The organism is Mesorhizobium sp. M0587 (assembly GCF_040320945.1).
Lineage (GTDB): Bacteria > Pseudomonadota > Alphaproteobacteria > Rhizobiales > Rhizobiaceae > Mesorhizobium.
The window spans coordinates 33,103-46,739 of the sequence record NZ_JAMYQP010000041.1; the positions used below are offsets into that span (position 1 = coordinate 33,103).

General features: G+C 64.5%; 15 protein-coding genes, 1 tRNA gene and 1 pseudogene. 6 read left to right on the forward strand and 11 right to left on the reverse strand.

What is annotated here, in order from left to right; translation table 11 throughout:
* The first annotated feature begins 2 nt into the window (after positions 1-2).
* On the forward strand, positions 3-1,082 hold the full coding sequence (locus NKI49_RS27665; RefSeq protein WP_352605911.1) for an ABC transporter ATP-binding protein: 1,080 nt from the start codon (positions 3-5) through the stop codon (positions 1,080-1,082).
* Positions 1,079-1,960: a MurR/RpiR family transcriptional regulator gene (locus tag NKI49_RS27670; RefSeq protein WP_352605913.1), complete on the forward strand. Its 882-nt coding sequence runs from the start codon at positions 1,079-1,081 to the stop codon at positions 1,958-1,960. Before NKI49_RS27665 ends, NKI49_RS27670 begins: the two co-directional genes overlap by 4 nt.
* A 30-nt stretch (positions 1,961-1,990) precedes the next feature.
* On the opposite strand, the gene NKI49_RS27675 is transcribed toward NKI49_RS27670, so the two are convergent.
* A complete protein-coding gene (locus NKI49_RS27675) occupies positions 1,991-2,305 on the reverse strand; it encodes a DUF167 domain-containing protein (RefSeq protein WP_352605915.1) in 315 nt (104 codons plus the stop codon).
* 12 nt (positions 2,306-2,317) lie between these two features.
* Positions 2,318-2,608 (reverse strand): YggT family protein, encoded by a 291-nt coding sequence (locus NKI49_RS27680; RefSeq protein WP_027025683.1) that lies wholly within the window; start codon positions 2,606-2,608, stop codon positions 2,318-2,320.
* 159 nt (positions 2,609-2,767) lie between these two features.
* Here NKI49_RS27680 and NKI49_RS27685 point away from each other — a divergent pair.
* The 3 genes from NKI49_RS27685 (at position 2,768) to NKI49_RS27695 (ending at position 4,494) form a co-directional block, all read left to right on the forward strand.
* A tRNA-Ala gene (locus NKI49_RS27685) sits at positions 2,768-2,843 on the forward strand.
* A 307-nt stretch (positions 2,844-3,150) separates the two neighbouring features.
* Positions 3,151-3,900, forward strand: a complete 750-nt coding sequence (locus NKI49_RS27690) for a helix-turn-helix domain-containing protein (protein ID WP_352605917.1) — start codon at positions 3,151-3,153, stop codon at positions 3,898-3,900.
* A 342-nt stretch (positions 3,901-4,242) separates the two neighbouring features.
* Complete coding sequence (locus NKI49_RS27695) at positions 4,243-4,494, forward strand: hypothetical protein (protein ID WP_352605919.1); 252 nt, start codon at positions 4,243-4,245, stop codon at positions 4,492-4,494.
* A 113-nt stretch (positions 4,495-4,607) separates the two neighbouring features.
* On the opposite strand, the gene NKI49_RS27700 is transcribed toward NKI49_RS27695, so the two are convergent.
* The 4 genes from NKI49_RS27700 to NKI49_RS27715 form a co-directional block, all read right to left on the reverse strand.
* Entirely contained in the window at positions 4,608-5,552 is a 945-nt protein-coding gene (locus NKI49_RS27700) for an energy transducer TonB family protein (RefSeq protein ID WP_352605921.1), read from the reverse strand.
* Positions 5,549-5,995, reverse strand: a complete 447-nt coding sequence (gene exbD, locus NKI49_RS27705; protein WP_352605923.1) for a TonB system transport protein ExbD — start codon at positions 5,993-5,995, stop codon at positions 5,549-5,551. The genes NKI49_RS27700 and exbD overlap by 4 nt, the downstream gene beginning before the upstream one ends.
* Before the next feature lie 4 nt (positions 5,996-5,999).
* On the reverse strand, positions 6,000-6,977 hold the full coding sequence (gene exbB, locus NKI49_RS27710) for a tonB-system energizer ExbB (RefSeq protein WP_352605925.1): 978 nt from the start codon (positions 6,975-6,977) through the stop codon (positions 6,000-6,002).
* 62 nt (positions 6,978-7,039) lie between these two features.
* On the reverse strand, positions 7,040-7,837 hold the full coding sequence (locus tag NKI49_RS27715; RefSeq protein WP_352605927.1) for an ATP-binding cassette domain-containing protein: 798 nt from the start codon (positions 7,835-7,837) through the stop codon (positions 7,040-7,042).
* A gap of 171 nt (positions 7,838-8,008) precedes the next feature.
* Here NKI49_RS27715 and NKI49_RS27720 point away from each other — a divergent pair.
* A pseudogene (locus NKI49_RS27720) lies at positions 8,009-8,203 on the forward strand (cysteine hydrolase family protein); the annotation flags it as partial.
* Positions 8,204-8,210: 7 nt separating this feature from the next.
* Here NKI49_RS27720 and NKI49_RS27725 read toward each other — a convergent pair.
* The 5 genes from NKI49_RS27725 to NKI49_RS27745 form a co-directional block, all read right to left on the reverse strand.
* Complete coding sequence (locus NKI49_RS27725) at positions 8,211-9,158, reverse strand: LLM class flavin-dependent oxidoreductase (protein ID WP_352605929.1); 948 nt, start codon at positions 9,156-9,158, stop codon at positions 8,211-8,213.
* Between the two features lie 136 nt (positions 9,159-9,294).
* On the reverse strand, positions 9,295-9,450 hold the full coding sequence (locus NKI49_RS27730) for a hypothetical protein (RefSeq protein ID WP_023760893.1): 156 nt from the start codon (positions 9,448-9,450) through the stop codon (positions 9,295-9,297).
* 477 nt (positions 9,451-9,927) lie between these two features.
* Positions 9,928-10,872: an ABC transporter permease gene (locus NKI49_RS27735; protein WP_352605931.1), complete on the reverse strand. Its 945-nt coding sequence runs from the start codon at positions 10,870-10,872 to the stop codon at positions 9,928-9,930.
* Positions 10,869-11,924, reverse strand: a complete 1,056-nt coding sequence (locus NKI49_RS27740) for an ABC transporter permease (RefSeq protein WP_352605933.1) — start codon at positions 11,922-11,924, stop codon at positions 10,869-10,871. The genes NKI49_RS27735 and NKI49_RS27740 overlap by 4 nt, the downstream gene beginning before the upstream one ends.
* Entirely contained in the window at positions 11,924-13,435 is a 1,512-nt protein-coding gene (locus NKI49_RS27745) for an ABC transporter ATP-binding protein (RefSeq protein ID WP_352605935.1), read from the reverse strand. The genes NKI49_RS27740 and NKI49_RS27745 overlap by 1 nt, the downstream gene beginning before the upstream one ends.
* Between the last annotated feature and the right edge of the window lie 202 nt (positions 13,436-13,637).

The window sequence follows — 13,637 nt, forward strand, 5'->3', positions numbered from 1 at the left end:
CCATGACCGACGTGGAGTTCCGCGACCTGTCGAAATCGTTCGGGCAGCACAAGATCCTCGAGAACATCAGCCTCGATATCAAGAGCGGCGAGTTCGTCGTGCTGGTCGGCCCGTCCGGCTGCGGCAAGTCGACCTTGCTGCGCATGCTTGCCGGCCTTGAGACGATCTCATCAGGCGATCTCCTGATCGGCGGCGTGCGTGCCAACGACCTGCCGCCGCAGGCCCGCAACATCGCCATGGTGTTCCAGTCCTATGCGCTGTTCCCGCATCTGAAGGCTTCGGAGAATATCGGCTTCGGCCCCAAGATCCGCGGCGAAGCGCGCGCGACGGTCGAGGCGAAGGTCAAGAAGGCGTCCAGCGTCCTCAACCTGTTCTCTTATCTCGACCGCTATCCCCGGCAGTTGTCGGGCGGCCAGCGCCAGCGCGTCGCCATGGGCCGCGCCATCGTGCGCGAACCGTCGGTCTTCCTGTTCGACGAGCCATTGTCCAATCTCGATGCGCAATTGCGCGTGCAGATGCGTACCGAGATCAAGACGCTGCACCAACGGCTGAAATCGACCATCGTCTACGTCACCCACGACCAGATCGAAGCCATGACCATGGCCGACCGCATCGTCGTGATGGACCGCGGCAGGATCCAGCAGGTCGGGCCGCCGCTGGAGCTCTACGACAGGCCGGCCAACAAGTTCGTCGCCGGCTTCCTCGGCTCGCCGTCGATGAGCTTTGTTTCCGGGGCGCTCAGGACGACGCCCGAGAAAACCTGGTTCGAATCGACCGGCGGTGGGCGGCTTGCGCTTGCCGGCAAGGCGGTGCCGGCAGGCAGCCCCGTGGAAGCCGGGATCCGGCCCGAGCATTTCGTCATCGGCGAAGCCGCCGATGCGATGGCGATCAAGGTGGACGTCGTCGAGCCGACCGGCTCCGAAACCCATGTCTACGGGGTCATCGGCACCGATGCGGTGCGGGCGGTCTTCCGCGACAGGGTGCCGGTCAGGCCGGGCGACCTGCTGCCGGTCTCGGTCGCTCCCGGCAATATCCATCTGTTCGACACGGCGACGGGCCTGCCTATGCAGACGCACACGTGAGGACGCCGGCCGACATCATCACGCGGCTGCAACTAATGTCGCAGGACGGCACCAAGTCGGACCGCCGGCTGGCCGGCCTCGTGCTCAGCGACCTCGACTTCGCCTCCAAGGCAGCGATCTCCGAGATTGCCGCGCGCGTCGGCGTCAGCGAGCCGACGGTGACCCGCTTCTGTCGCAATCTCGGCTGCGAGGGCCTGCGAGACTTCAAGTTCTACCTGGCGCAGGCCATCGCCATTGGCGGCCAGTATCTGTCGCCCGAGCCGTTGAGCCGCGACGCCCGCGAGCAGCGCATCGCATCCGTCATTACCGAAGCGGCGATATCGGCAATCCAGCGCGCCGGCGAAAACCTCGACATGAAGACGCTGGTCGATGTCGGCGCGCGCATCGCGGCCTCCGGCAATGTGCTGTGCATCGGCTCCGGCGGCATCTCCTCAATGATGGCGACCGAGATGCAGAACCGGCTGTTTCGCCTCGGCCTGCCGGTACTGGCGCAGATCGACGGCCAATTGCAGCGTATGTACGCCGCCGTCGCCACGGCCGAGACCACGCTGGTCGCTTTTTCGGTTTCCGGCTATGCGCGATCGGTCATCGAGGCGGTGCAGGTCGCCCAGCAATATGGAGCCACCACCGTCGCGATCACGGCGCCCGATTCGGCGCTTGCCAAGACCGCCGACACGGTCATCCACTTGCAGCCGCTCGAGGATGGCAACATCTACAAGCCGACATCGTCACGCTATGCGCTGCTGGCGATCGTCGACATGATCGTGACATCGGTCGCGGAAGCGCGCGGACCGAAGGTGCTGGAGAATTTGCGCCGTATCAAACAGAGCGTGAACACGCTGAAAGTCGACGATCCGCGCCTGCCGCTGGGCGATTGAGAGCCTTTTGTTCGCCCATTCATGCGGCGCTCAAAATGAGCTCAGAGCCTCGATAGCCTTGGCCAGCGCCATGGGATCGCCGAGAACGCGCAGCGTCTTCAGCCGGGCCGTACCGCCGGCGACGACCGACACGGTCGATGCCGGCACGCCCAGTGCCTTGGCGACCGTTCTTTCGAGCGCTTTGTTGGCGGCGCCGTTTTCCGGCACGGCGCGGACGCGCGCCTTAAGATGGCTGCGTCCGTCCGCCGCCGTCTCGATGCCTTCAATCCTGTCAAATGCCGCCTTTGGCGTTAGCCGGACAAACAGATCGACGCCGTCGTCGCGCAAGCGAAACGGCGCGCTCATCGGATCGCGGATTTAGGCAACCCACGACCAGACGGTGGTGACCAGGAATTGCCGGATGAAGAACAGGATCAGCAGCAGGATAATGGGCGAGATGTCGATTCCGCCGAGGTCGGGCATGAACCGGCGGATCGGCCGCAGCGCCGGCTCGGTCAGCCGGTACAGCGTGTTGCCGATGGTGCCGACGAACTGGTTGCGCGAATTGACGACGTTGAAGGCGTAGAGCCAGGAAAAGATCGCCGAGGCGATGATGATCCACCAGTAGAGGTCAAGCGCCATGACGATTGTTTGAATGAGCGCGATCATGCCGGTCTCCAATTGTTGCCGACATGTAGCCATTGCACGCGAAACCGGCAAGGGCCGCCTTCGCTGTGTGCCGGCCAGGAGCCTCGCGTCCGGGGTTTTCGGCAAAACCCCGCCTTGACAGGAAACCACCGCGCCCGATAAATGCGCCATCCGCTGGACGGGGCTGTAGCTCAGCTGGGAGAGCGCGTCGTTCGCAATGACGAGGTCAGGAGTTCGATCCTCCTCAGCTCCACCAGCGGAATAGTCGATTTTCCTCTTCGTGCATCTGCAAAACGCAATTCCCGCGGGGTTCGGCGCGACGCGCCATGCCGAGGGCCGCGCCGCCCAAAATCCGCGATGTACCGGGCTTGAAGCGAAGCGGTTGTCAATTAGACTTATGCGATGACCGCCGCCGGATTGGCGATATTTTTTTGGACGCCATCTCACAGAGTGACGTTATCAAATCAATTTTTTCTGTGTGTTGTGACAAGGCGTTTCGGCGGGGGCGACTGAAGGCGCTATATCGATTTCGAGTCGAAAATGAAGCCTGCGGAAGCAAAGACGTGTCCCTTCGCGAGAATCTCGCTGCAAATCTCAGACGGCTCTGCAAGGGCCACGCCTCCGTCAGTGCGGTCTGCCGCGAGCTTGGCATAAACCGTACGCAGTTCGAACGCTATCTGCAGGGGCAGACCGTTCCGAACAAGGCCACCGCCAAGCTGATATGCGATTATTTCCGCGTCGGCGAAGCCGAATTGTACCAGGACCCCGGCCTGCCCGAGCCCACGGTTCCCGGCATGCCGCCGATTTCCGAGATATTGTTCAAGCAGATGATCCGCCCGCCCGCTCCATCGATCGCGGGAGGCACCTATTTCACCTACTTCTCGGTCCCGGCTCGTTCCGACCTGTTGATGCGGTCGGTGACCTTCATTCGCCGCGAGGCCGAACTGGTTACGTTCCGCCGGGTCACCGGATGGTCGGAGCGCCTTGGTTCGACATGGGCGCGCGCGCGCGCCAACCACTATGGGGTGGTGATCTCACGGCTGAACTGGATCTATTTCAGCGGCGTCAACCGCCGCCAGACGGGCGAGCCCTCGCTGATCTCCGTGCAATGGGCCCCCATCTCCGAGCCGGTGCTGACGGGCAAGGCCATGCTCCTCACCGAGGCCGGTCCGGCATTTGTATCGGTGATCATGCGGCAAGACATGGCCAACATCCGCCCACGGCACGCCATCCGCATGGCTCATGTCGTCAAGCTCGACGATCCGAGCGTAGACCAGCTTGTCGTCAGTCTCGCCCGGGATGATCCGGGCTAGCCCGTTCAACCGTCTCTGATTACGCTAAATAAGAATAAGTGTGTCCGGAAAAAGCGTAGGTTGGCGAATGGCTACTCTCTATCCGGGTAAAACCGATTTTTTAGACTTTATCGCGAGGAAATATAATTAAGCTCACATTGGGCGTACTATAATTTTAACAAGTCGTTAACTCTTCCGATCTTACCTTTCTTCCCGCTGATCCCACTCTGGGGTTTCGACGGATCCCATTGGGTTTCGGAAATCAACCCGGATCCGGCGGGCCGACGGTCAACTAGTCGACTTCTTATGCATGAAATAACCAGTAACGCGTTCCATGAGTTCAATCCGGGACAGGAGCAGAACGTGACGAATCAGTCCTTACGTCAGTCAGAGATCGATAGCCTCCAATATATTGCGACGATGGCCAATGAGCTGATGCAGATGGCCGAAGCAAACCGTTTTCCCATGATCTCTTATCTGCTGGGCATGGCCTATGCCGAGGCCTTCGACGTTCTACGCGGCGCACGGCCGGCCAGGCACGCACATCTCAGCGGCAATCCGATGCGTCCCAAGGCGCACGCCAAGGACAGCCGTGTCCAGTCAGGGAGAGCGTAAATCGGATGCGACCGTCAGCCATGTGCGCGACGGGGGATGCACTATCGGTAGCCACGGCTGGTCAAGTTCGTGAGATCTGTCCGACCGCACGCGGGCCGTTTCCTGGAATTGCTCTAATTCCGGAGACTGAACACGAAGGGTGCCGTGCGGCTGATGCGGGATCCAAGCTCCGGCGGCGGTGCCGGCACCGTGGCGCCCTGCAGAACGGCGAGCGCGGCGCGGTCGAGGTCGGGGTCGCCGGACGAACGCACGACACGCGCCGATACCACCCGGCCGGATCCGTCCACGGTGAAGGTCACGTTCGAGTTGCCCTGTGAGCCCCTGGATTTCGCGACGCTCGGATAGCGCGTATGGCGCTTGATCCACGCCAGCAACCGCGACTCCCACTTGGCGGGGCTGACACCTGAAACCCCGGCCGCCGATTTCGGTGCGGCTGCCCTGACCGCCGGCTTCGCGTCCGCGCTTGCGGCGGCCACCGTCTTTGCCGGCTCCGCCTTTTGCTTCTTCGGATGCGGCTTGGGCTGTTCAACCGGTTTTTTCACCTTGGCTTCGACGGGTTTCTTTTCCTTGGCCGTTTCGACCGGCCTTGGCTGCGGCACCGGAACGACAACGTCCGGCTTGATCGCCTCGACGATGTCGGGAACGGTCTCCGCCAATGGCGGCTGTTCGGCCTGTTCGGTCTCGTTGGGCGGGGCGGGCTCGGTTTCGTCGGGTGGCGTCGTTTCCGGTTGCTCGGCGACCGGCTCTGTTTGCTCGACTACCTTCTCCGGCTCGGTTTCGGCGGCCCGCTCGGTCTCTTCGACCGGCTCGGCCTGGTCGGGCGTCGCCGCATCCAGCATGGCAGCCTGCTCCGGCACCGCCGGCGTAACCACCATCGGCGCCATCTCGATCACCAGCGCCGGCGGCGGTCCGCCATCCGTCTCGAGCGGATTGAAGTTCTGCACGGCATAGGCGACCGCGACATGGGCTCCAAGTATCAATGCCGCCGCAGCCGCCCACAAGCCGACGTCGCGCCAGCCGAAGCGCGACAGTTCCATCGTGGGCATGGCGGCCGTCATGGCGCCGCCGCCCCGGTGGCAGCGGGCGCCGTCTCCAGGCCGACCAGCGCGATTTTCAGGTAGCCGGCGCCGCGCAGCAGGTTCATCGCCTCCATCAGATCGCCATAGGCGACCGCCTTGTCGGCGCGCAGGAAGATGCGTGTCTGCTTGTCGCCCTTTGTCCTGCTGTCCAGCACGGCGGCAAAAGCCTGGCGCGGCACGGCGTCGTTGCCGATCGCCAGCGTGAGATCGTCCTTCAGCGTCAGGAACAACGGCGTTTCGGGCCGCGGTGCCGGCGTTGCGGTCGAGCCCGGCAGGTCGACATTGACGTCCACCGTCGCCAGCGGTGCCGCGACCATGAAGATGATCAGCAACACCAGGATGACATCGATGAACGGGGTGACGTTGATCTCGTGGCTTTCCTCGAGATCGTCATCCATGGTCTGTCGGATTCTGCTCGCCATGGCGCTACTCCGCGGCCAAGGCCGCAGCAGGCGCGACCGTGCGGAAATCCAGATCGCGGCTGACCAGCCGTTCGACGCCCGCCGAGGCATCGGCGAGAATCTGCCGGTAGCCGGCTATCGAGCGGGCAAAGACGTTGTAGATGACGACCGCCGGTATCGCCGCGACGAGGCCCATCGCGGTGGCCAGCAGCGCCTCTGCGATGCCGGGTGCGACGACCGCCAGATTGGTGGTCTGCGCCTGCGAAATGCCGATGAAGGCGTTCATGATGCCCCAGACGGTGCCGAACAGTCCGACGAAAGGCGCGGTCGAGCCGATCGTGGCCAGCACGCCCGTGCCGCGCGACATGCGCCGCGATGCCGCCGCCTCGATGCGCGAAAGACGCGAGGTGACCCGTTCCTTGAGACCGTCGCCCGAAACATGATCGAGTGCGCCAGCCGAAAGTGCGGTTTCTTCCTCGGCCGCCCGCACCAGCAGTGCGCCGGGCCCGCCGCCGCGGCTGAGCATCCGGCTCGCCTGTTTCAGGGTCGCGGCGTCGCCGATGGCGCGCGCGGCGCGACGTGCACGCAGCTTGCCGCCGAAAACCTCCAGCGATTTCGCCAGCCATATCGTCCAGGTGACGAGCGAGGCAAAAGCCAATCCGATCATCACGGCTTTGACGATGACATCGGCCGCCATGAACATGCCCCAAGGCGACAGATCATGCGGCAAGGCCAGATCCATCGCTGTGGAAGGTCCGGGTTCGGCCGGTGCTGCCGCGCTGGTCTGGGTGTCTGGCTGCTGTTGCACCGGTGCCATCGTGGCCGACGGAGCGACCGCCGGTCCGGCGGGCGCTGGTGCGGTGGGTGCCGATGTGGCAGCAGCAGGGGCGACGGGCGCCTCGACGGCAGGGGCAGCACCCGCCGGCTGCTCCTGGGCCGTGGCGCTGCCAGCCGACAGGATGACGGATGCGACCAACGCCGCCAACAAACCATTTCTCGACAACAGCTTCTTCCTTGTTCTCACAGCGGCAAGCCGCTCCCGTTCGCTGCCCGTAGGCACGGCCGTCATTGCACATAACCGACGGGCTGGCCGGTGACGGGGTGCGCGAACACACCCATCTCCACGCCGAAAATGCCTTTCAGCACATCGCCGCGCATGATTTCGCCCGGCGTGCCGCGCGTCAGCAGCTTGCCGTCTTTCAGAGCGATCAGCTCGTCGCAATAGCGCGCCGCCATGTTGGGATCGTGCAGCACGACGACGACGCAGAGATCGCGTTTGCGGCTGAGATCCCTGACCAGCCCCAGCACCTCGACCTGATGGGCGATGTCGAGCGCCGAAATCGGCTCGTCGAGCAGCATGACGCCGGCATTCTGAGCCACCAGCATGGCGAGCCATGCGCGCTGGCGCTCGCCGCCGGACAGCTCGTCCACCAGCCGCTCCGTGAAAGCTTCCATGTCGGTCAGGGCCAACGCCTCCTCGACGTGCCGCCTGTCCTCGTGCCCGAAGCGGCCAAGCGCGCCATGCCAGGGATAGCGGCCGAGCGCTGCCAACTCGCGCACGGTCAGGCCGGTCGCCGCCGGCGTCGTCTGCGGCAGGTAGGCAAGCGCGCGGGCAAACTCGCGCGCGCGCCATTGCGGCAGCGGTCGCCTGGCGAAGGTGATGACACCCGAGCTCGCCGCCTGCTGGCGTGCCAGAAGCTTGATCAGCGTGGACTTGCCCGATCCATTGTGGCCGATCAGCCCATAGACGCGAGAACGCTCGAGTTCGAGCGAAACCGGACCGAGCAGCGTCCGCTCCCCCACGGCAAAGCGCACCGCGTCGATATGAAAGGCAGTTTGGGCGTCAGTTCCAGCCACGGTCATGGCTTTTCTCCAGTGCGGCCGCCCGCATGCCAGATTTCTGGCTTCGGCAAGCAACTGGCCGGTTGACTATGAAACATGACCTTGCTAGTCAAGATTGAACATGACTTCAATCATCAACAAATCGTCGTCACGGCGACGCCGCGGCAAAGTTCCTAGCAAGGTATGGGGGTGCTGCGCGAAGCCTGCGACCGCAACTTTCAGTGCCTGATGATCTCGGACGCCTGCGCCAGCGGGGACCAAAAGGCGCACGAGGCGGCACTTCACAAGGTACATCGAGGACGGGGCTTCGGCGCGCTGGCGGATTCAAGCGCTGTTATCGCAGACCTGTCACGGCTTGGTGACAGGCCTGAAACAACAGAAGCTTGATGGACCTTCAGCCCGCAGCGCGCGTTTGCAGCGCTGCACGGGACGCGTAAGCTCCAGGCTGGAAAGCGTCGGTCTCGCGACGCGCCAGCGAGTTGCGCAGCAGGGCGATCGTTTCCCGGCCGACCGTCGCGATCTCGCGCGGCGCGTCGACACCGACGATCATGAATTCATCGATTCCGAGAGCCGCGTAGGCAAGCAGCGACAAGGCCGCTTGAGCCGGCGGCCCGGCGACATCGACGGCCTTTTGGCCGGTGCCGGAAGCACCCTGGTGAATCCTGACCGGCAGCGCAAAGCGCAACTTACCGGCCCGGCCGTGTTCGGCGGCGGCGCCGCGCACCCGCTCCATCAGCTGCCGAACCTCGTCGATCGAGCCTGGCGCCAGTTCAAAGACATCGGCATGCCGGCCGGCCACCTTGAGCGCCGTTCCGGATTGCCCGCCCATGCGGATGATCAGGTCGGCGCCATGAGGCCCCTTGCGCGGCACATAGCCGCCCTTGATGCTGTAGAACGCCCCTTCGTGATCGAAGGGCCGGTCGTTCGACCACAGCCGCTTCAGCAACACCAGATATTCGTCGATGCGCTGCCAGACGACAGTGTGGCCGACTGGACGCGTTTCGGCATCGTCGTCGCTCAGCGGCTCGCTGATCATCCTGAGCGCCAGCCGCCCGCCGCTTTTCCTGTCGATCGAGGCCAACTGGCGGGCCGCTACCGTCGGGTCGACCACGCCAGCCCAATGAGTAAGGACGACTTCCAGCGACGAGGTGCGATCGAGCACCTGGGACGCCAGATCCATGTTGGTCAGCAGTCCGGCCGAATCGTCGACGACGATCTTCTGGAAACCACCGTCCTCGATCAGCCCAAGCTTGGTCGCGGTCTCGGCAAAGTCGTAGAAAAAAGGAACCGCGACGTCGGCGGGGTGGGACTTACCCGGAACATGCGTGAACTCGATCGGCATTGCCATCTCCTCCATCTCTGGAATCACGGATGCGGTGACATTCGAATCACAGTGCGCGCAAGCGCACCGGGATCCGGTTCATTCAACTCCGACTGCATGAAAACGGCGGGGCACCAATCCAGGGCCGACAGTCACCTCAGGGAATGAGGCCCAGGACGACCGCCCCGGTGAACACGAACGCAAGGGCAAAGACAACATAGGCGAAAGCCCCGGCATAGGCCGGGCGAAAGGTCTGGGCATTGGCCAGCCTCTGGCCGCTACGATCCGTCTGGGCGTTTTGGATATAGGACATATCGACCTCCGTCTCGCGGTTAATCTATAAAACTTGTAGACTTTGTCGATTGCTATTTTCGGACAATAGGCAGAATAATTTTCTCTTGATAAGCCTGAAATTGGTTGTGCATTGCTGAGGACGCCTATCCCAGCGATGCATCGGCGGAGGCAGAGGTTTTGTCAACGGCACGCATTCGTTCGTCGACAATGGCTTTACCGCGATGTGAAAATGTCAAAGAAGGCGCGAACTTGGCAAGAGGCGGGTTGCTCGCCCCAGGGACAGCTTGGCGCCCTTCCTCTACCCCGTCGATCGGGGGAGAGGTGTCGAGCGCAGCTCGACGGAGTGGGGGTCGATCCTTGGCGCGATGCAGGAAGATTCTTGGCTCCCTTGGTCCCCTTCTCAATATCCGTTGGCGACGGTTCCCGGTGGTTCCCCCACTCCGTCGCTGCTTCGCAGCGCCACCCCTCCGGAGGGAGAGGAAAGAACAGCCCTTGCCTACCGCTCTTCCCGTCGGAACGGCTTGAGCAGCGCCGACGGCGCCACCGCGTTGCGCGACATCACCGCCATGGCGACGATGGTGAAGATGAAGGGCAGCATCAGGAACGCCTCGTAGGGAATATGTCCCAGGCCGCTCGCTTGCATGCGCAGCTGCAACGCATCGACGAATGCGAACAGAAGCGCGGCACCCGCCGAGCGCCATGGATCCCAGCGGCCGAACACGACCAGCGCGATCGCCACCCAGCCGCGCCCGGAGACGACGCCGAAGGTGAAGGCGTTGAATTGCGCCATCGACAGGAAGGCGCCGGCCAGTCCCATCAGCGCGCCGCCAAGGATGACCGCCTGGAAACGCGTGGCGATGACGCTGACGCCGGCGGAATCGGCGGCGCGGGGATTTTCGCCGACCATGCGCACCGACAGGCCCCATGGCGTCCGGTAGAGCACGAAGGCCGCGAGCGGGATGGCGAGCATCGCCATGTAGACCAGCGCGAACTGGTTGAACACCGCCGGCCCGAGCACGGGAATGTCGGAGAGGATCGGGATCGGCAGCGTCTGAAAACCCTGGATGTTCGGCGGCACCGATTGCTGGCCGAAGATCAGCCGGTAGAGGAAATAGGCCAGGCCCGACGACAACAGCGTGACGCCGATGCCGCAGACATGCTGGCTCAGGCCGAGCGCCACCGTGAACAGCGCATGCAGCGCGCCCATCAACATGCCGGTCAGCACCGCCACCAGCACGCCGAGCCACAGGCTGCCGCTGAGGCTGGTGGCGGTGAAGCCGGTCATCGCACAGAGCAGCATGATGCCCTCGATGCCGAGATTGAGCACACCGGCGCGCTCGGAGAACATCTCGCCGAGCGTGGCAAAAGCCAAGGGCGTGGCGATGCGGATGATCGCGGCCAGAAAGCCGACCTGAAAGATTTGTTCGAATACCGCGCTCACCTGATGGCTCCGACACGGCGGATGCGATAGGCGGTGAACAGCAGCGCCACCAGCATGGCAAGCAGAGCGGTGCCCTGGATGACATCGCTGAGGAAGGCCGGAACGCCGGTCGCCCGCGACATCGCCTCGGCGCCGGTCATCACCGCCGCCAGGAAGATCGCAGCCGGCACGACGCCGAGCGGGTTGAGCCGCGCCAGCATGGCAACGACGATGCCGGAATAGCCGTAACCCGGCGAGATGTCGCTCATCACCTGGAAATGCACGCCGCCGACCTCGCCCACCCCGGCCAACCCGGCCAGTGCACCGGACAGCAGCGCGGTCGAGATCAGCACGCGCTCGACATGGATGCCGCCATAGCGCGCGGCTTCGGGATTCTCGCCGGTGACTCTGATCCTGAAGCCGAGCGTGGTGCGCACGATCAGGAACCAGATCAGCGGCGCCGCGATCAGCGCCGCGACGACGCCGAGATGCAGCCGCGTACCTTCGATCAGCACCGGGAAATTCGCCGAATCCTCGATCGGCGGCGAGATCGGATAGCCGCTGAAACTGTCCTTCCACGGTCCTTCGATCAGCGCCATCAGCGCGTAATAGATGACCGAGTTGAGCAGCAACGAACTGACGACGTCATCGACCTTGAATTTCACCCGCAGCGTCGCCGGCACCAGCGCCACCGCTGCCCCGGCGGCGGCGCCCGCCACCGCCATCAGCAACATGGCGAGAGGCCCTGGCATCGGGATCGCGCCGACAAAGCAGCTGGCCACCGCGCCGGCCAGCAACTGCCCCTCGGCGCCGATGTTCCAGAATTTCGCCCGGAAGGCGACCGCCACCGCCAGCCCGGTGAAGATCATCGGTGCCGCGCGCACCAGCGTTTCGGTGATCGCGTAGCTGTCGCCGAGCGAGGCGGTGAACATCACGCCATAGGCTTCGAGCACGCCGGCGCCGGCCAGCGCGATCAGGCCGCTGCACAGGACAAGCGTGACGCCGATCGCCAGCAGCGGCAAGGCTAGGTTGAACCAGGCGGGCGTCGAGGTGCGGACTTCCAGGCGAAACATCAGCCGCGCCCCTCCGCCCCGGTCATCAGCAGTCCGAGCCGCGCGATCGTCGCATCGGCGCTATCGAGCGTGCCGGCGATGCGGCCCTCATACATCACCGCGATGCGGTCGCAGAGCACCAGCAGCTCTTCCAGATCCTCGCCGATGACGATGATGCCGCAGCCTTTGGCCCGCATGTCGAGGAACTTTTCGTGGATGAAGCGGGCGGCGCCGATGTCGAGGCCGCGCGTCGGCTGCGAGACGACCAGCACCTTCGGATCGAAGGCGAGCTCGCGCGCCAACAGCGCCTTTTGCAGATTGCCGCCGGACAGTGCTCCGGCGCGGGTCATCGGCCCGGGGCACCTGATGTCATAGGCCTTGATCTGCGCCTCGGCGAAGGCGCGGATCGCATCCGGCTTGAGCAGCCCTTTTCTGCTGAAGGCGGCGGTGCCGATGCGCGGCAGCACCATCGAATCGGCGAGCGGCAGGTTGGTGACGAGCCCCGTCGTCATGCGGTCTTCCGGAATACGGCCGAGGCCAAGCGCCTGCACCTCGCGCGGCGAAAATCCAGACACTTTTTGGCCGGCGATCGTCATCTGCCCGGCGTCGGGCGCGCGCATGCCGGAAATCACCTCCGCCAGTGTCCGCTGGCCATTGCCCGACACGCCGGCAATGCCAAGAATCTCGCCTGCACGAACCGCAAGCGAGACCTCGCGCAGCGCCGTGCCCGAATGCCGCGAGGTGGAGATGCCGTCGAGCGTCAGCACATCGGCGCCGGGTGTCGATGGCCCCCTCGCCGGCGGCACGATCTCGTGGCCGCACATCAATTGCGCCATGGCGGCCGATGTCGTGTTGGCCGGATCGTCGACGCGGCCGGCGACGCGGCCATGCCGCAGCACCGTGCAGCGATGGGTCAGCGCTCGCACCTCGTTGAGCTTGTGCGAGATGAAGATGATGCCAAGGCCCTGCGCCGCCATGGAACGCAGCGCCGAAAACAGCCCATCGACCTCGCTCGGCGCCAGCACCGCGGTCGGCTCGTCGAGGATCAGCAGTTTGGCGCCGCGAAACAGCGCCTTGACGATTTCGAGCCGCTGCTGCTCGCCGACCGACAGCGCCGATACGGGCAGGTTCGGGTCAAGCGTCAACCCGTGCTGCTGGCTGATCTCGGCCAGCCGCGCCAACCCACCGGCGCGGTCGATCCGCCCCGATTTGCCAGGAATGCCTATGAGCAGGTTTTCCAGCACCGTGAGCCGGGGTGCGAGGTGAAAGTGCTGGTGCACCATGCCAATGCCGGCGGCCAGCGCATCGGCCGAACTGGTGATCCGCACCTTCTGGCCCCGGACGAGGATTTCGCCGGCGTCGGGCGCATAGGCGCCGAACAGCACGTTCATCAGCGTCGTCTTGCCGGCCCCGTTCTCACCCAGCAACCCGAGGATCTCGCCTGGTGCGACGCTGAGGTCGACGGCCTCGTTCGCCTTGACGGCACCAAAGCTCTTGGTGATGCCGCGCATTTCGATGAGTGGGGCGGGCAAGGCGGGATCCTAATGGCGTTGGCTGCGATCTCACCCTCCCCCTTGTGGGGAGGGTCGGCTTGCGATCGGAGCGAAGCGAAGATTGTGAGCCGGGGTGGGGGTGCGGCGCCGCCCCCCCCCCCCCCCCCCCGCGCGGGGGGGCGCCCGCCCCCCCCGGGGATGGTAAAAAAAAACGACACCCCACACCAAAGCACAGCGCGGG

What these genes read in the sequence shown, in the direction of transcription:
- NKI49_RS27665 (WP_352605911.1), top strand. Translation starts at nt 3, where the DNA reads ATGACCGACGTGGAGTTCCGCGACCTGTCGAAATCGTTCGGGCAGCAC.
- NKI49_RS27675 (WP_352605915.1), bottom strand. Translation starts at nt 2,305, where the DNA reads ATGAGCGCGCCGTTTCGCTTGCGCGACGACGGCGTCGATCTGTTTGTC.
- NKI49_RS27680 (WP_027025683.1), bottom strand. Translation starts at nt 2,608, where the DNA reads ATGATCGCGCTCATTCAAACAATCGTCATGGCGCTTGACCTCTACTGG.
- NKI49_RS27700 (WP_352605921.1), bottom strand. Translation starts at nt 5,552, where the DNA reads ATGACGGCCGCCATGCCCACGATGGAACTGTCGCGCTTCGGCTGGCGC.
- exbD (WP_352605923.1), bottom strand. Translation starts at nt 5,995, where the DNA reads ATGGCGAGCAGAATCCGACAGACCATGGATGACGATCTCGAGGAAAGC.
- NKI49_RS27715 (WP_352605927.1), bottom strand. Translation starts at nt 7,837, where the DNA reads ATGACCGTGGCTGGAACTGACGCCCAAACTGCCTTTCATATCGACGCG.
- NKI49_RS27725 (WP_352605929.1), bottom strand. Translation starts at nt 9,158, where the DNA reads ATGCCGATCGAGTTCACGCATGTTCCGGGTAAGTCCCACCCCGCCGAC.
- NKI49_RS27730 (WP_023760893.1), bottom strand. Translation starts at nt 9,450, where the DNA reads ATGTCCTATATCCAAAACGCCCAGACGGATCGTAGCGGCCAGAGGCTG.
- NKI49_RS27740 (WP_352605933.1), bottom strand. Translation starts at nt 11,924, where the DNA reads ATGTTTCGCCTGGAAGTCCGCACCTCGACGCCCGCCTGGTTCAACCTA.